Origin of the sequence: Streptomyces sp. NPDC002838 (assembly GCF_040295365.1) — a bacterium.
Classification (GTDB): domain Bacteria; phylum Actinomycetota; class Actinomycetes; order Streptomycetales; family Streptomycetaceae; genus Streptomyces.
In genome coordinates this window covers 1-14,774 of sequence record NZ_JBEOVF010000054.1, presented here as the reverse complement: position 1 = coordinate 14,774, position 14,774 = coordinate 1, and the positions used below count along the sequence as shown (strand labels likewise).

The 14,774-nt window shown below is 71.7% G+C and carries 11 protein-coding genes and 1 pseudogene; 2 read left to right on the top strand and 10 right to left on the bottom strand.

The window, feature by feature from the left end; translation table 11 throughout:
• Positions 1–76: 76 nt before the first annotated feature.
• The 10 genes from ABT063_RS42265 to ABT063_RS42220 all read right to left on the bottom strand — a co-directional run bounded on the left by ABT063_RS42265 (position 77) and on the right by ABT063_RS42220 (position 12,996).
• On the bottom strand, positions 77–1,432 hold the full coding sequence (locus ABT063_RS42265) for an alkaline phosphatase PhoX (protein ID WP_351066267.1): 1,356 nt from the start codon (positions 1,430–1,432) through the stop codon (positions 77–79).
• 217 nt (positions 1,433–1,649) lie between these two features.
• The gene (locus ABT063_RS42260) at positions 1,650–3,083 is read right to left on the bottom strand and encodes an NAD(P)/FAD-dependent oxidoreductase (RefSeq protein WP_351066266.1); all 1,434 of its coding nucleotides are present in this window, start codon (positions 3,081–3,083) and stop codon (positions 1,650–1,652) included.
• A 138-nt stretch (positions 3,084–3,221) separates the two neighbouring features.
• Complete coding sequence (locus ABT063_RS42255) at positions 3,222–5,240, bottom strand: ATP-binding protein (RefSeq protein ID WP_351066265.1); 2,019 nt, start codon at positions 5,238–5,240, stop codon at positions 3,222–3,224.
• Between the two features lie 382 nt (positions 5,241–5,622).
• The gene (locus ABT063_RS42250; protein WP_351066264.1) at positions 5,623–7,476 is read right to left on the bottom strand and encodes an ABC transporter ATP-binding protein; all 1,854 of its coding nucleotides are present in this window, start codon (positions 7,474–7,476) and stop codon (positions 5,623–5,625) included.
• Entirely contained in the window at positions 7,473–7,910 is a 438-nt protein-coding gene (locus ABT063_RS42245) for a lasso peptide biosynthesis B2 protein (protein WP_351066263.1), read from the bottom strand. The genes ABT063_RS42250 and ABT063_RS42245 overlap by 4 nt, the downstream gene beginning before the upstream one ends.
• Complete coding sequence (locus ABT063_RS42240; RefSeq protein ID WP_351066262.1) at positions 7,907–8,161, bottom strand: lasso peptide biosynthesis PqqD family chaperone; 255 nt, start codon at positions 8,159–8,161, stop codon at positions 7,907–7,909. Before ABT063_RS42240 ends, ABT063_RS42245 begins: the two co-directional genes overlap by 4 nt.
• Before the next feature lie 29 nt (positions 8,162–8,190).
• Positions 8,191–10,041, bottom strand: coding sequence for a lasso peptide isopeptide bond-forming cyclase (locus tag ABT063_RS42235; RefSeq protein ID WP_351066261.1), 1,851 nt, complete (start codon positions 10,039–10,041; stop codon positions 8,191–8,193).
• A 26-nt stretch (positions 10,042–10,067) separates the two neighbouring features.
• Positions 10,068–10,178, bottom strand: a complete 111-nt coding sequence (locus ABT063_RS42230; protein ID WP_107047813.1) for a keywimysin-related RiPP — start codon at positions 10,176–10,178, stop codon at positions 10,068–10,070.
• A 570-nt stretch (positions 10,179–10,748) separates the two neighbouring features.
• Positions 10,749–12,035: an NAD(P)/FAD-dependent oxidoreductase gene (locus ABT063_RS42225; protein WP_351066260.1), complete on the bottom strand. Its 1,287-nt coding sequence runs from the start codon at positions 12,033–12,035 to the stop codon at positions 10,749–10,751.
• A gap of 40 nt (positions 12,036–12,075) precedes the next feature.
• A complete protein-coding gene (locus ABT063_RS42220) occupies positions 12,076–12,996 on the bottom strand; it encodes an ornithine cyclodeaminase family protein (RefSeq protein ID WP_351066259.1) in 921 nt (306 codons plus the stop codon).
• A 140-nt stretch (positions 12,997–13,136) separates the two neighbouring features.
• Between ABT063_RS42220 and ABT063_RS42215 the strand changes: the two genes are divergently transcribed.
• Both ABT063_RS42215 and ABT063_RS42210 read left to right on the top strand, forming a co-directional pair.
• Positions 13,137–13,829 (top strand): GntR family transcriptional regulator, encoded by a 693-nt coding sequence (locus ABT063_RS42215; RefSeq protein ID WP_351066258.1) that lies wholly within the window; start codon positions 13,137–13,139, stop codon positions 13,827–13,829.
• A gap of 565 nt (positions 13,830–14,394) precedes the next feature.
• Positions 14,395–14,774: pseudogene (locus ABT063_RS42210) on the top strand (sodium-dependent transporter); the annotation flags it as partial.

Here is a 14,774-nt window from a genome sequence, read left to right as displayed (position 1 = left end):
GAGGGTTGCCGGACCTGTTCCCATTGCGGTCCGGCAACCCTGTGCCGGGGCAGGCGGATGCTGCCCGGCGGGTGGATCAGAGCGCGCCTCGGGTCCAGGGGCCGGTGATCGCGAACGTGATGCCGGGGCTCTGGACGTTGACGAACAGCCAGTTGCCGTTCTTCGGCTCGAACACGGATCCGGCCCACTCGGAGCCCGTGTGGTCGGCTGCCGGGACGTTCTTGCCCGCGGTGCCGCCGCGCAGGTCGACGCTGTTGGCGGCGAAGCGGAAGATCTCGCCCTGAGTGGTCAGCCCGTGGACGTACTCGGTGCCGCCACCGTCCTCGCAGAGCACCAGGCCGCCGCGAGGGCTGACGCACATGTTGTCCGGTGCGTTGAGCACGTCGGCGCCGGGGGAGGCGAAGAGTGTCCGGAACTCATCGGTGGCCGGGTCGAGTTCGAAGACCTGCCCCTGGCGGGCGGGGCCGCCGTCGGTCGTGATCACGTAGATGCGGTCGTTGCCGTACCAGGCGCCCTCGAGGCGGCTGAACACGGCGGCGCCGTTCGCCTGTGCCTGGAGCCGCACCGTGTCCGTCGCCGGGTCGACGTCGTCCACGGGCACCCAGGAGACGGTGCCGTACGCCTTCTCGCCGTCGAGGCGGGTGTCGTACTTCGCGGTGCCGATGCGCAGGGCCTCGAGCCGGCCGCCCTTGGCCAGGTCGCCCGGCACCGCCGGGACGAACCGGTACAGCGAGGCGTCGCCGCGGTCCTCCGTCTCGTAGACGTAGCCGGTCGCCGGGTCGACGGCGACGGCCTCGTGGTTGAACCGGCCCATGGCCGTGTAGGGCTCGGGGTCGCCCTTGCCCTCCGAGGCCACCTCGAAGATGTAGCCGTGGCGCTTGCCGGCCGTCGTGGAGAAGGTCTCCTCGCAGGTGAGCCAGGTCTTCCACGGGGTGGGACCGCCGGCGCAGTTGCGGATGGTGCCGCCGAGGCTGCCGTAGGACTCCAGCCACTGGCCGGCGTCCGGGTCGAAGACCATGGTGGTGGTCCCGCCGCCGGCCTCGGGGTTGTAGGCCGGGGCGGTGAAGGCGGGTCCGGCGCCGCGCTCGTGGTTGCGGACGATGTGGACCTTGTCGTCGTACCGGAAGGCCGCCATGCCGTCATGCGCGCCGGGGGTACGGACCCCGTCGTCCATGAGGTCGTTCGTCCAGCCGTAGGAGATGTACTCGAACCCGCTCGGCAACTGCAGCAGTTCCAGGCCGGTCGCCTGGTCCTTGACCGGGCGGAGCGGGCCGTACCCGGCGTCGAACTCGAACTTGGCCGGCGCGGCTGCCGCCGTCCGCGCCGCGAGCGCCTGGAAGGGGACGGACGCGGCCGCGGCCACGGCGGCCCCGCGCAGCAGGGTGCGTCGTTCAAAACCGGAACCGGTCGGTCTTCCGGACTTGCCTGTCATGGGAGTCCTCTCGATACAACGGACCGGGGGGCGGCACGAGTCACCCTAGGAGCAGACGCCGGCTCCTTCGCCCAACGGAAGGTGAGCGTTGGGAGAACCCCTTCGGCCATGATCAGAGGGATCAGAGGCCGCATGCCGGACGAGTCGGGTTGTACGCCGCTGCCGGCGGTCCTCGGGCCGGGCGTCACCGGCGGGGTGCCGCCCGGCCCTCAGGGACTTACACGGCCGCGCCGGCGACCGCGGTGAGGAGTTCCGCGCGTGAGGGGCCCGGATCGGAGTAGTGCGGCGCCTTGCGGCCGAGTTCGGCAACCTTTTCCGCCAGGCCGGGGTCGGTGAACGTCTCCTCGGCGGTCGCCAGCAGCGAGCCGATGTCCGAAAAGGCCCGCAGCAGCTCGGGATCCCGCAGCTTGGCGGTGTCCAGCGCCCTCCTGAAGTGCCAGTCGCAGTCGTCGGTCTCGTACGGGACGGGGACGTCGCGTATGGCGGCGTCGATCTCGGCGAGCCGGTGCCGGTCCCAGTCGGCCAGGCCCTGCTGGACCGGGGCCAGCGAGGTCCGGGTGAACTCGTCGAAGCGCAGGGCGAGTTTCTCCGGCTCGTCGGGGTCTGCCGTGCGCAGGAGGTCACGCAGGGCGACGGCGTGCAGGGCGCCCATGGACATACCCAGGCCGAAGAGCGGGTTGGTGGTCGCCCAGGCGTCGCCGATGCTCAGTACTCCGGTCGCCGCCGGCCGACCGCCGATCACGAACCGCCGGTGCCTGCTCTCCATGCCGGACATGGCCATGATCCCGCTGATCGGCTCGCCCACCTCGGCCAGATACGCGACGTCGGGGAACAGCGCCACCGCCCGGTGCCAGGCGCCGGTTTCGCGCAGCGCCCGCAGCGCGCGGTCACGGCGGGACACCCCCAGGGACAACGCCCACGTCCCCGCGTCGCCCTCGATGGCGACGGTCGTCACGCTGTCGTAGTGGACCGCCCGCCAGACCGGCATCTTCGGCGGCTTGCCGTCGGCGGAGCGGAAGTACCGGGTGTAGGCGAGGAATCCGTTCTCGGCCCGTTCCTCCACCGGCCCGGGTGCGCCGAGGTCCCGGAGCATCCCGCCCAGCGCCGAGTTGCGGCCCCCTGCGTCGACGACCAGGTCGGCGTGCACGGCCTCGCCGCCCCGGGTGAGCACCCCGGCGACATGCGGCCGTCCGGGCACCCGCTCGTGGCCGGTGAGGAGTGCGGAGACGGCCGTGTCACGGCGGACGGTGAGCCCCGGGGCGCGGGCGGCCACGGTGGACAGCGCGGCCTCGAGGACCGGGCGCCGGGCGGCCATCATGGCGAACCGCTCGTCGCCCGGACGCCGCCCGCCGACGGCGTCCAGCCCCCACGCGCCACTGAGCAGATTGCACGGCACACCGCCCAGCGCCGTCAGCTCGGACACCGCCTCCGGCAGTTCGTTCGCCAGCGTCCGGAACGCCGCCGGCAACAGGAGGTGCGGATGCCGGAACTGGCCGACCCCGGGCCGTTCCCACGCGTCCCACGCCTCTTCCGCACCGCCCCGGGGAGCGCCCGGATCCCGGTCGAGCACCGTGACCCGGTGGCCCTCCCGGGCCAGCAGTATCGCGGCCGTCATACCGACGGGCCCGGCTCCCACCACAACTACGTCCATCTCAGTGCCTCCTGCTGTCGATCAGCGACAGGAGCCACCCTCGTTCTGCTCGCTGATCACCCACCAGACAGGTTCGCTGCCCGCAACTGCTCGTTGCCGCTCACCCCGGTCATCGCGGTGACCACGGTCATGGCCGTGTCAGCGGGCATCCGTCCCGTAGATCTCCCGACGCCACAGCGCGTCGCAGACCCGCGCGATGCCCACGCCCAGGTGCCTGCGGTACGTGCTGAAGGGCAGCCCCAGCCGCGCGGCGACCGCCTCCTGGGTGGGCGCGCCGTGCAAGTAGGTCGCCGCCACCGCCCGGTGGTACTTCTCCCCACCCCGCTCCGCGCGCAGCGCGTCGACGGCCTCGGCCAGCAGCTCCGCCAGTTCGGCTCCCGGTCCGGAGGTCAGCCTGCTGCGGGCGAGCGGGTTCAGCGCGAGATCCTCCGCCCGTGACAGCGCGCGCAGTGCGTCCCGTACGGCGGTGTCGAACTCCGGCCGGGACAGTACGGCGTACTCGGCACTCTGCCCGGAGACCGCGGCCGGCTTCTCCGGGGCACCGGCCACGCCCGAGAGCATCAGCCGGGTCTTCTCCTCCGCCCAGGTCCGTATCGAATGTGCCCGCCAGTCGATCGTGTACAGGTCGTACGTGAGATGCCCGACCCGCGGTCGGTCCGCGATCGTCGTCAGGCCGAGGCTCGTCAGATAGGGCCGCCAGAAGTCTCCGGAGCGTATGGCGACGTACATCCAGGCCAGCCGCCCGTCGGCGCGGGCGACCTCGGCCACGGCCCGCCACTGGTGGAGGTCCTCGACCGGTGAGATCTTGGGGTAGCGCGGCGAGGTCACGGAGAAGCGGGCCACCGCCAGATGCTCCCCGTCGCGCAGCGCGGCCGTGCTCCGGGTGTGCGACCAGGCCGCCGCGACCACGGGGTCGACCTCCTCGCCGTACGGCTCGGTCAGCCGCAGCCAGGCCGAGAAGCCCACGATCTCGCCGTCCCGCGCGGTACGGCAGACCCGGAACGCCTCCGGCTGCCGGTCCAGCCAGAAACGGGCGGCGGCCGCCGATTCGGGCCCTTCGACCTCGGTCACCAGGTCCAGAACCGTGGCGTGGTCCGCCGGTTCGCAGGTGCTCGACACGACCTCGCCGCCGCGCCAGCTGTTGTAGTCGGCCATGTACCGGTCGGTCCGGTACAGGTACATGAACGCGCCCACGGCGGGGAGCATCCCGCTCTCCGGAGCCGACCGGATCTGTTCGAGCAGGTGGAGACTGAGCCGGCCGTGCAGCTCTGCGTACCCCTCGGGGTCACGCCAGCGCAGGTCCGCCTCCAGCACCTCACGCACCACGTCGTGCGGGAACAGGCCGTGCCGGGCGGACTCGACGAAGGGCAGACCACGTAGCCAGGCGAACATCGGCGCCGCTTCGTCCCCGAGGACGGCACGCAACAGCGTCTCGGTGGTCACGTACGCGCGGGCGCACACCTCCAGGGCCCGGCGGTGCACGGGAGAAGGGACCTCACCGATCAGCCGGGGCAGCAGGGTGGCGATCGCGTCCCGGCTGGGCTCCCAGCCCGCCGACCCCGCCGCGTCCCGGACCGCCACCGCCGCCGCGAGCGCCAGGGCGAGCGGGTGGCCACCGGTGAAGGCCAGCAGGGCGGACCGCGTACCCTGCGGCACCCCACGGGTGCGCAGGAAGGCCGTGGCCTCGTCCGGGGCGAGGTTGCGCAGAGCCACCGTGCGCAGCAGGTCCGCCCACCCCGGGTCGGACGTCCACCCGGCGTCCGGTGGCTGCCGCCCGGCGACGACCACCAGCGCGCCGACCGGCAGCCGGACCAGGAACCGGTCCCGCAGCCAGCCTTCGAGCCCCTGGCAACGCTCGAAGGTGTCGACGAGCAGGACGGCCCGCTCGTCGGTGAGCACCGCCCCGGCCTCTTTCTCGAACGCCTCGGGCGTGGGCTCCACGAGCCGGCCGTCGACCTCGACCACCTCACGTCCCGCCGCCCGTGCCTCGGCGGCGAACCGGCGCAGCAGCATGGACTTCCCGATGCCGCCGGGCCCGTGCACGTACAGCACCGCGGGTGCCTTCTCGTCACCGGACAGCGCGGAGCGGAAGACGCCCAACTCGGCCGCCCTCCCCGCGAAGACGCGGTCCCGCGCCTGCTGTACCCGGTTTCCCACCCTGCTCGGTCCACCCCTCATGGAGCCCCCCTCCCCGGCCGCCTGCCGTACGGCCAACGGCAGACTCACACCGCGAGGGTTCGTCAGCAAACTGACTGGTAGTCAGCGATGGCTGGAAGCGGGCGACTTCGCGATGGTCAGTGGCCAAACCGGGCGCGCGGTGGAGCGAGACCAACCGGCTCAACGTCCGCGACTTCCAGAAGTCCCGCAAGGAGCCCAGCTTCTTCGGCGAGTACGACACCAGCAGATTCTTCGTCTCAGGGTGGTACGGCTGCCGCACCACTGTTGACCAGCAGGAACGGGTTAATGGCCCATACCGTTGGGCTGTCGGCCCGTGCCCGGTCCGGATCTCGGCCGGCTGGGCCGCGGGGACGGCACGGCTTCAACCGGCCGTCCCCGCTCCGTTGCCGCTCTCGGGTTCCCCGCCCGGCCGGAGCATCTGGCTCGCGGCCAGCTCGCGGTAGAGGGCGCTGTCGGCCAGCAACTCCTCGTGGCGTCCGCCGGCGGCGGTGCGGCCCTCGTCCAGCACGACGATGTGGTCGGCGTGCTGGACGGTGGACAGGCGGTGGGCGATCACCAGCAGGGCGCACTCCTGGGCGACGTCCTTCATGACGGTGGTGAGCGCCGATTCATTGATCGCGTCGAGGTGGGAGGTGGGCTCGTCCAGCAGGAGCAGCGCGGGGCGGGCCAGCAACGCGCGGGCGAGGGCGACGCGTTGGCGTTCGCCGCCGGAGAGGGTGCTGCCGCGTTCGCCGATGACGGCGTTCAGGCCGCCCGGCAGCCGGTCGACGACTTCTTCGAGCCGGGCCAGTTCCATGACGCGCCGGATCTCCGCCTCCGTGACGTCGGGCACGGCGTAGGCGATGTTGTCGCGCAGGGTGCCGTGGACGACGTGAGTGTTCTGGTCGACGACGGCGATGCGTCGGCGGCAGGCGTCACGGGTGAGTTCGGCGGCGGGCAGCCCGTCGAAGAGCACGGTTCCCGCGTCCGGCTCGTAGAACCTCGCCACCAGGGCGAACACCGTGCTCTTGCCGGCTCCGGACCGACCCACCAGGGCGACGTGCCGGCGGTGCTGGACGGCGAAGGAAACACCGCGGAGGACCGGCCGGTCCGGGTCGTAGCCGTAGTGGACGTCGCGCAGGGCGAGGGCGGGCTGTTCGCGGGTGATGGACGGCCTGATCGTCCGCGGTGCGGGGGCGCGGTCTTTCGGGACCTCGGGGGCGGTGGGTTCGACAGGCAGGCAGAGCGCCTCTTCGATGCGCTGGTAGGCGCCCATCCCGCGTTGGACGAGGCCCACGGCACGGAAGACGGAGGACAGCGGCAGGACGAGGTACGACGCGTACAGCAGGAAGGCGACGAGGTCGCCGAGGGAGCCGGCGTGGCCGTTGACGCGCAGGCCGCCGACGACCAGGACGATGAGGAAGGAGCCCTGGACGGCGAGTTCGACAGCGGGGCTCATGACGGAGGCGAGCTTCGCGGTGCGTACCCCCGCGCCGTAGGCCGCCTCGACGCGTGCGCCGATGCCCGCCGCCTCGCGCTCCTCGGCGCGGTGCACGCGGACCATCGGCAGGGCCCCGAGGGCGCGTTCCAGGTCGGCGGCGATGGCACCGACCGAGTTCTGCATGTGTTCGGACGCGCTTCTGATACCCGCGAGCAGCGAGGCGACGACCAGGGCCGCGGCGGCCACGGTGACGGCGACCAGGAGCAGCAGCAGGGGGTCGAGCCACGCCATGAGCACGATCGCCCCGGCGGCGACAAGGCTTCCCGTCACCAGATCGACGAGGGCCTGCGACACGACCTCCCGGAGCAAGGTGGTGTCGGCCGTCACCCGGGAGATGAGGTCGCCGCTCCGGTGGCGGTCGTACTCCCTCATCTCCAGCCGGAGCAGCCGCCCCACCAGCCCGTGCCGGAGCTGTCGTACGACACCTTCGCCCATCCGTTCCAGAATGAAGCGGCCCGCGGCTCCCGTCGCCGCCTCGGTGACGAACAGCGCGCCGAGAAGTGCCAGCAGTGGCCAGATGACCTGCCCGCGGCCGCTCGCGTCCACGACGTGCTTGGCGACGAGCGGCTGGGCCAGCCCCAGGGCGGAGCCCACGAGGGTCAGTACGGTGGCGACGGCGATGGCGCTCCGGTGCCCGGCGGTGAGCCGGTACATCGTGGCCACCGCCGCCCGGGTGGACTTGTCACCCTCGGCGACCGCGGCCCCGCCGCCGTTCAGGGCCGTCGTGCCGGTCATCGGTCCGTCGGCCGTGGCAGCGGGTCGACGGCCACCAGCCGGGCGAAGTAGCCGTCCGGCACCCCCTCCCCGACGGGACGGCCCTCCGCCTCGATCCAGGCGTGCGCGGTGAAGGGCGGGACGACGCGCACGCCGGTGCACCAGGTCGGCCAGGCTCCGCCGAGCCGGCACAGCAGTGCCGCCCCCAAGGAGCGCGGCAGGCACCCCTTCGGGCCGGCGCAGCGCAGGCTGGTGGCGCACATGGCGTCGCGCGCGTTCTGGGCCTGCGCGGTGGTGGCGGGCGCGGCACCGCGCCGCAGGAGGCCGAGCACGGTGCGGATGCGGCGGGGCGGCAGGAGGGCGAGGGCGACGGCGGGGAGCAGGACGAGGCGGGCGGCCAGGCGCCGGGCCAGGGGAACACCGGTGGGTCGTTCCAGCGCGCTGGGCGTCGTCATGAGGCGAGCCCCGAGCCGCGCAGCTGCCGTACGAGGGTCTCGACGTCCCGCAGGGCCTGCGCCTGGTCGATGTCGAACTCCCGGACCAGGGCGGCGGCCGCGTCCGACTCCTCGCCGCCGTCGAGCAGTGTCCGCACCACCAGGGTGGCGGTCGGATTCAACTCCCAGTAGGCGCCGGCCCGTTCGTCCAGCAGCACCGTGCCGTAGTCGGTCTCGGCCGTGGAGACGTTGTCGCCGAACCGCAGGGGCATGTGGGGGCCTTTCTGACGTGGGGATGTGGTCAGGGGTGTGGGACATGGGTGTGGCTGCGGGCGAGTCCCCGTAGCCACACCTCGGCGGCGATCGTGGAGTAGAGGATGGCGTCGGACAGTCCCGGGGAGGCCGGCCGCCGGGCGAGGCGGCGGAGTTCGGCGCCGTCCACCAGGCCCAGCTCCTCCAGCCGTGAGTCCTCCCACAGGGCCAGCAGGTCGGCGCGGTGTTCGCGCAGTCCGTTGGAGGCGTCCATGGAGGCCGTGGCCTTGTTGGCCCGCCGCAGGCAGGCCTCGGGCACGATCCCGCGCATCGCGGCGCTCAGGACGGGCTTGTACCGCCAGGGCGTGACGCGCTCGCTCGGGCGTACGGCGAGACACGCCTCGATGACGCGGTCGTCGAGGAAGGGTGAGGCCATCGGCAGGCCGGCGCGGGCCGCCATCCGGTCCCACTGCCGGATGACGCGGGTGCACGACCGGATCTGCTCCAGGTCGGTGTGCAGGCCACGGTCCGGATGCAGCGGCGAGATCGTCGCCGCGGCCTCGAGCAGCGCCCGGCGGGCCATACGTTCGGCTTCGGGAGTCACCCAGTCGAAGAGGCGCGGGGCCATGCCCCAGCCGAGACCCGTCGCGACGGAGGGGGGCAACGGGCCACGCAGGTGGCCGGCGGCGTCGGCGAGCCACTTCCCGTACGGCCGGGAGTCGGCGAGCGCGCGGACCGTGCCGCCGAGCGGCCACTGCCACAGTGCCCGGAAGCCACGCACCTGGCGCAGCGCGAACAGCGGTCTGGTGCGCAGCAGCCGGTGGTAGTACGCCTCGGAGCACCACGCCACGTGGTCGCCGCCGATGCCGGTCAGGTGCAACCGGCTGCCGCGTGCGGCGAGGCCGGGCAGGTGGTGCAGGACCCGGGAGCGGTCCATGACGCCGATGGTGGGCTCGTCGAGGAGGTCGTCGATACCGAGCAGGTCCTCGTAGACCAGCGGCGAGGCGTCGGCGTCCCAGACCACGTGCTCGACGTCCGGGAGGTGTCCCATCGCCTGTTCGGCCCAGTACAGGTCGGTGTCCGCCGGATCGCGTCCCGGCCACGTACTGGCCACCACACGGGCGGGGGAGTGGTCGGCCAGGAAGCAGACGGAGGTCGAGTCCAGGCCGCCGGACAGGTCGCAGCTCACCACGCCGCCCTGCCGGGTACGGGCGTCTACGGCCTCCTGAAGTGCCGTCCGGATCAGGGGAGCCGCTTCGGCGAGCGGCCGGTCCGGCTCCGGCGGTGTCCACCACCGGGTGTGCCGTACGGTGCGCCCGTCCGCGGCGACGACCACGGCGTCCTGCGGAGGAACGGCGGTGACCGTGTGCCACAGGGAGGTCTCGAACAGCGGATACGGGGCGGGCCACAGCAGCCTTACGGCCAGCTCCTGGACGTCGGGGTCGAGGCCCAGGGCGGCGGCGAGCGTGTCGGCACGGGTGGCGGCCACCCGTACGCCGTCGATCTCCGCGTGGAAGACCAGTCGCAGTCCGGAGGCGGTGCCCTGCACCCTGATCTGCCCGTCGAGGGTGCCGATGAGGTGGAAACTGCCGGGGAGGGACCGGGCCAGTACGTCGAGCTCCGCGAGATCGCGCAACCGTGCGACCCGGCGCCGCAGTTCGGCGGCGTCGATCGGGCAGCAGCCGACGACGGCGACGGCGGCGCCGCCGGCGTTCGCCGTGACGACCTCGTCGTCGTGCCAGTGGCCGACCAGCCAGGGCCGGCCCGACGCGTGCGCGAGGGTCCGGCTTCCGGGGCGGGCGAAGGAGCGGGCCACGGCGGCCGCGTCCGCATGGTCGGTGAAGACCGCGAAGTGCGCGTCGCCGGGGCCCGTCCCCGCACTTTCGTGCAGTTCAGTCATGACGTCGGGTCAAGGACCGTCGGTCGTCAGTTCTTGCTCAGGATCAGCCGGTCGTTGCCGGAGCGCTGCAGAAGCCCCGTCTCCTTCCGGAAGGTACCGAGCCGGACGAGCGTCGGCGCCTCATATGCCTTCTTCATGACTACTCCTCATGTGCGGGTTTCCCGACCACCTCCCTGATCGACGGCCCGGGGACTGCCCGGTTGCCGTCGGCCTGCCCAGGGTTCATCGGGAACCCGGGCCAGGAAGTGGCCGCAGCACCCAGCTAGCTGCAGAACGTGAGCCCATGGCAAGAGCGTTGACGAAGCTCGGATAATATGCAGAATTCGAATTTCTTCGCGTGTGCGCCCCCTCTCCTGATGTTTGTTTTGGCACCGCATTGTTTTGCGGCTCGGGTGTGCGCTTATTGGAAGAAACGTTTTGAGGTGTGTCCTGGCAGCGGCCTGCCGCTCCTCCCGGACGCGCCTGACGACGGCCACGGGAGGGCGCCGCCGGGCGCACTTTTCACCCCTGGACGTGCGCCGCTTCCTGTCAGTTGCTCCACTCCGAAGCGTTCCCTGGACATCTCACCGGCGGCCGATTGCGGGCGGAACCGCGGCGTCGTGCCGGGACGGGTCATGGCCCGGGGCGACGTGTGCGGAGGCGTCCGGGGCGGGTGGGGCAGGGGTCGCGGTCACCACCAGTGCAGGCCATCGGCGTCGGGACTTGCGTCAACCGCCCGCCGCGGTTCGGCCACGCCGTGAGACGAAGCGCTGCGGAGAGAAGGGGAGAGCCGTGCGGGCCGTGTCGGCTCGTTGCCGGCCTCCGGAGATCTCCGCGGCGATGATGTCCGCGGTCACCGGCGCGAGAGTGACCCCGAGCATGCTGTGCCCGCTCGCGACCAGCAGGTTGTCCTTGCCCGGCAGCGGCCCGATGACCGGCAGCCCGTCGGGTGTCATCGGCCGCAGCCCGGTCCAGCCCTGTGGCTGTGACTCCGGGGGGAAGTCCGGTAGGTAGGTGTGGGCGGAGCGGGCGATGCCTCGCAGCCGATGCGGATCGATGGTGGCGTCGGAGTTGCCGAACTCCATCGTTCCGGCGAACCGGACCCGGTTCGACAGGGGTGTGACGGCGACCTTCGCCTCGCCGAGGTACACCGAGTGCCGCAGTGTCACCGAGCCGCTGGTGTCGTCGAAGCCGTATCCCTTGCCGGGCTGGATGGGCAGGGGGTGTCCGGCCAGCCGCGAGAGCGGGCCGGTGTGGACTCCGGCCGTGAGGACGAACAGGTCGCCGTCGATCTCTTCGTCCCCGGCGAGCACCGAGGTCACCGTGCGGCCCCGGGTCCGGATGCCGGTGACCGGGCTGTCTCGGAGGAACCGGACTCCGAGTTCCCGGCAGCGGTCCTCCAGGCCCCTGATCAGGCTCGCGGGGTCGACGTGCCGTTCCTGCGGGCAGTGCAGGCCGGTCAGCACCTGCTTGCCGAGCGCTGGTTCGAGGTCGCGGAGTTCGTCGCCGGTCAGGGGGGCGGCGGTGTGGCCGATCCGTTCCATGGGTGCCGTGGCCGCCCGGTACTCGTCCATGGTGTGCCGGGTGGTGAAGACCAGGAGCTGGCCCACGCGGTGGTGCTCGAAGCGTATGCCGTCCTTCTCGTACTCGTCGAACAGCTGAAGCGTGCGTTCGTTGAGGGAGACGAGTGCCTCGACGCCGGAGGCGAAGGCCCGGGGGTTGCAGTGGCGCAGCATGCCGGTCATGAAGCGCACGTGCTCGGGACGCGGGGAGGGGCGGACGTACAGGGGGCTGTCCCTGCGGGCCATCCACCGCAGGGCCTTTCCGAGCATCCCGGGCGCGGGCACGGGAGTCGACATGATCGGGACGATCCATCCGGCGTTGTGCACGGAGGCTCCGGCCGCCCCGCCGTGTGCCGTGTCCACGACGGTGACGGCCAGGCCGTCCTGGGCGAGCCGGTGGGCGGTGGCGAGGCCGATCACGCCCGCACCGACGATCACTGCGCTGTCTGTCATCGTTGTCCTTCCCGCGGATCGCGGACCGGGTCGTGCCGGGTCAGGCGAGGAACTTGTCGGCCAGGAGGCGGGCGATGGCCCAGTCCTGTACGGCGACGCCGACGGACTTGAACACGGTCCGCTTGCCGTACTCGGCGGTGGGGGCGGTCAGTGCGGTGCCGAGTGCCGTGAGGGCGTCCTTGGTGATGGCGCCGGCTTCGAGGGCGTGGATGATCTCGCCGGACTCCTCCAGGACCGCGTCGAGCTCGTCGACGACGACGGTGCTGGAGGCGAGCAGTTCGTCGGGCAGTTCCCGCATGGTGGGGCGGTACGCGCCGATGGCGTTGACGTGCACCTGGGCGGGCAGCGCCGACTCGGGGAAGAGCGGGCTGGTCGCGTTGGTTGCGCAGCAGACGATCTCGGCCCGCCGTACCGCAGACACCGCGTCGGTCGCGGTGAGCAGTTCCACCCCCGGCAGTTCGGGTTCCAGTGCCCCGACAAGGGCCTGTGCGCGGCTCCGGTCGGCGTCCACCACCGTCAGCTGGCGCAGAGGCCGGACCGTGTGGACGGCACGCACCTGGTCGGGGGCCTGTCCGCCGGCGCCGATCAGGGTGAGTCGCCCGGCCCCGGGCGGGGCGAGGAGGTCGGTGGCGACGCCGACCACCGCACCGGTGCGCAGGGCCGTCACCGCTCCGGCATCGGCGACCAGGTGGTCCAGGCGGCCGGTCTCGCTCCAGACCACGGTGCCCGTGATGGCGGGCTTGCGCTCGAAGTTCACGCTCAGCGTTTTGAACATGGCGGACGCGGTCGAGCGGTGATGAGCCGACATCACCAGGAACTGCCCGTCCCGCAACGCGGTGCGGGTGGGCATCTCGAACTCCCCGCCGGCAAGATCGACGAAGCCCCGCCGTACGGCATCGATCGCCTCCTTCATCGTCACGGCCTCACGGAGCTCGCGCTCACCGACGGTTATCGCCTTCATGGCACCCCACTTCCTCGTTGGGCGTTTTCCTCCACCGCCTCTACGCAGGAGGAAAGCGTGAGTAAGGTATTACACCTTACTCCTCGGCGGCAAGAGAGGCATCGCCCTTCGGCCCAGCTCTTCTGTGTTATGCATTGGGCATGACTACTTCTCCTCCGGCGGGGGCGCCCGCGCGTGGTGCGCAACTCAAGTCGGTCAGCCTCCGTCAGCAGGCGCGGGAGGCGCTGCGCACCCGGATCGTGCTGGGGCAGATCGAACCCGGGCAAGTGGAGAGCGTCATCAATGTGGCCTCGGAGCTGGGAGTCTCCGTCACACCGGTCCGCGAGGCGGTCATGGACCTGGCCAATCTCGGCATGGTGGAGGTCATCCGCAACCGGGGCTTCAGGGTCCCGGTACTCACCGACCACGATCTCGAGGAGATCTTCCGCGTGCGCACCATGCTGGAGGTCCCGGCCCTGGTCGAGCTCGCCGAGCTCGCCGACCGGACACCTGTGGCACGGTTCCGGCAACTCGCCGAGCAGCTCACCGACGCCGCACGCGAAGGGGACCTGGTCTCTTTCCTGGACCTGGACCGGCAGTTCCACCTCGGCCTGCTGGAGCTGCTGGGCAACCGCCGACTCGTGGCGATGGTCGGTCAGTTGCGCGACCAGGCCCGTATGGAGGGCCTGCAGAAGCTGGCGGACCAGGGTGAGCTGACCCAGTCCGGCGAGGAACACCTCGCCATCGTGGACGCCATCGCCTCGGGCGACGGCCGGCTGACCGCCGAACTCATGCGCAAGCACCTCACCCACAGCCGCGGCATCTGGGCCGGCCGGGCGGAAGACGGGGCCTGACGCCTCCGGGCAGGTCCGGGAAGTCCCGCTTGCCGCTGAACCGGGTGCGGACAACCGTGGTGTGTGGTGGCCCGGTGCCGTCCGTTGATGAGGTGCTCTGTGCACCCGGCCCGACTCTGCTGCGTCAATACGGCCGAGCGGAGCCGGTCTGGCGGGTGAGCCGGTCCAGGAAGCCGGTACGGGCCTCGGCGGTGAAGCGGCAGGTGAGGGCGGTGAGCCGGCGTGCGTCGCGGGAGGCGACGGCGGACCGGGCGTTCCTGGCGCCCGCCTGCCGTACCGCCCTCCGGTGAGCGGCCCCCGGCCTGAGCGCCCACCGCGGTCGTTGCCGGGCTCGAACGCTCCGTGGCCGCGGTGGTGCCTCTCCGGCATGAAGGTGGCGGGCTCCGCTGGCCGAAAAAGTTCCTGCAAAACTCTTCGCAGGAGATGTGAGGTGTAATACCTTACAGCCACGCGTCAAGGAACACGAGCTGTTCCCGGCGTCGCGGGGGAGGGCCACCATGAGGTGCGGCGCAGTCCTGCCAGGGCGCGGTCGTCCCCAACCCGGCTGAACGGAGTGAACCTGATCATGGCGCGTCAGACATCCGGCGCGAAGCGAGAGGTGTTTTCCAGCCGCTTCGCGTTCGTGGCCGCCGCCATCGGGATGGCGGTGGGTACCGGCAATATTTGGCGATTCCCCCGCGACGTGGGAGCGGGTGGTGGCGGTGTGTTCATCATCGCCGTTGTGCTCGCCAACCTGGTCTGGGCGGTCCCGCTGCTGATGGCGGAGTCGCTGCTCGGGTCCCGCACCCGACTCGGCACGATCGGGGCGTTCCGTGAGTTCATGGGCCGCAGATTCGCCTGGATGGGCGGCTTCATGGCCGTGGTCACGGTGGGCATCCTCTTCTACTACACGGTGATCTGCGGCTGGGCGATCCGCTACTTCGTCTACGCGGTGAGCGGCAAGTT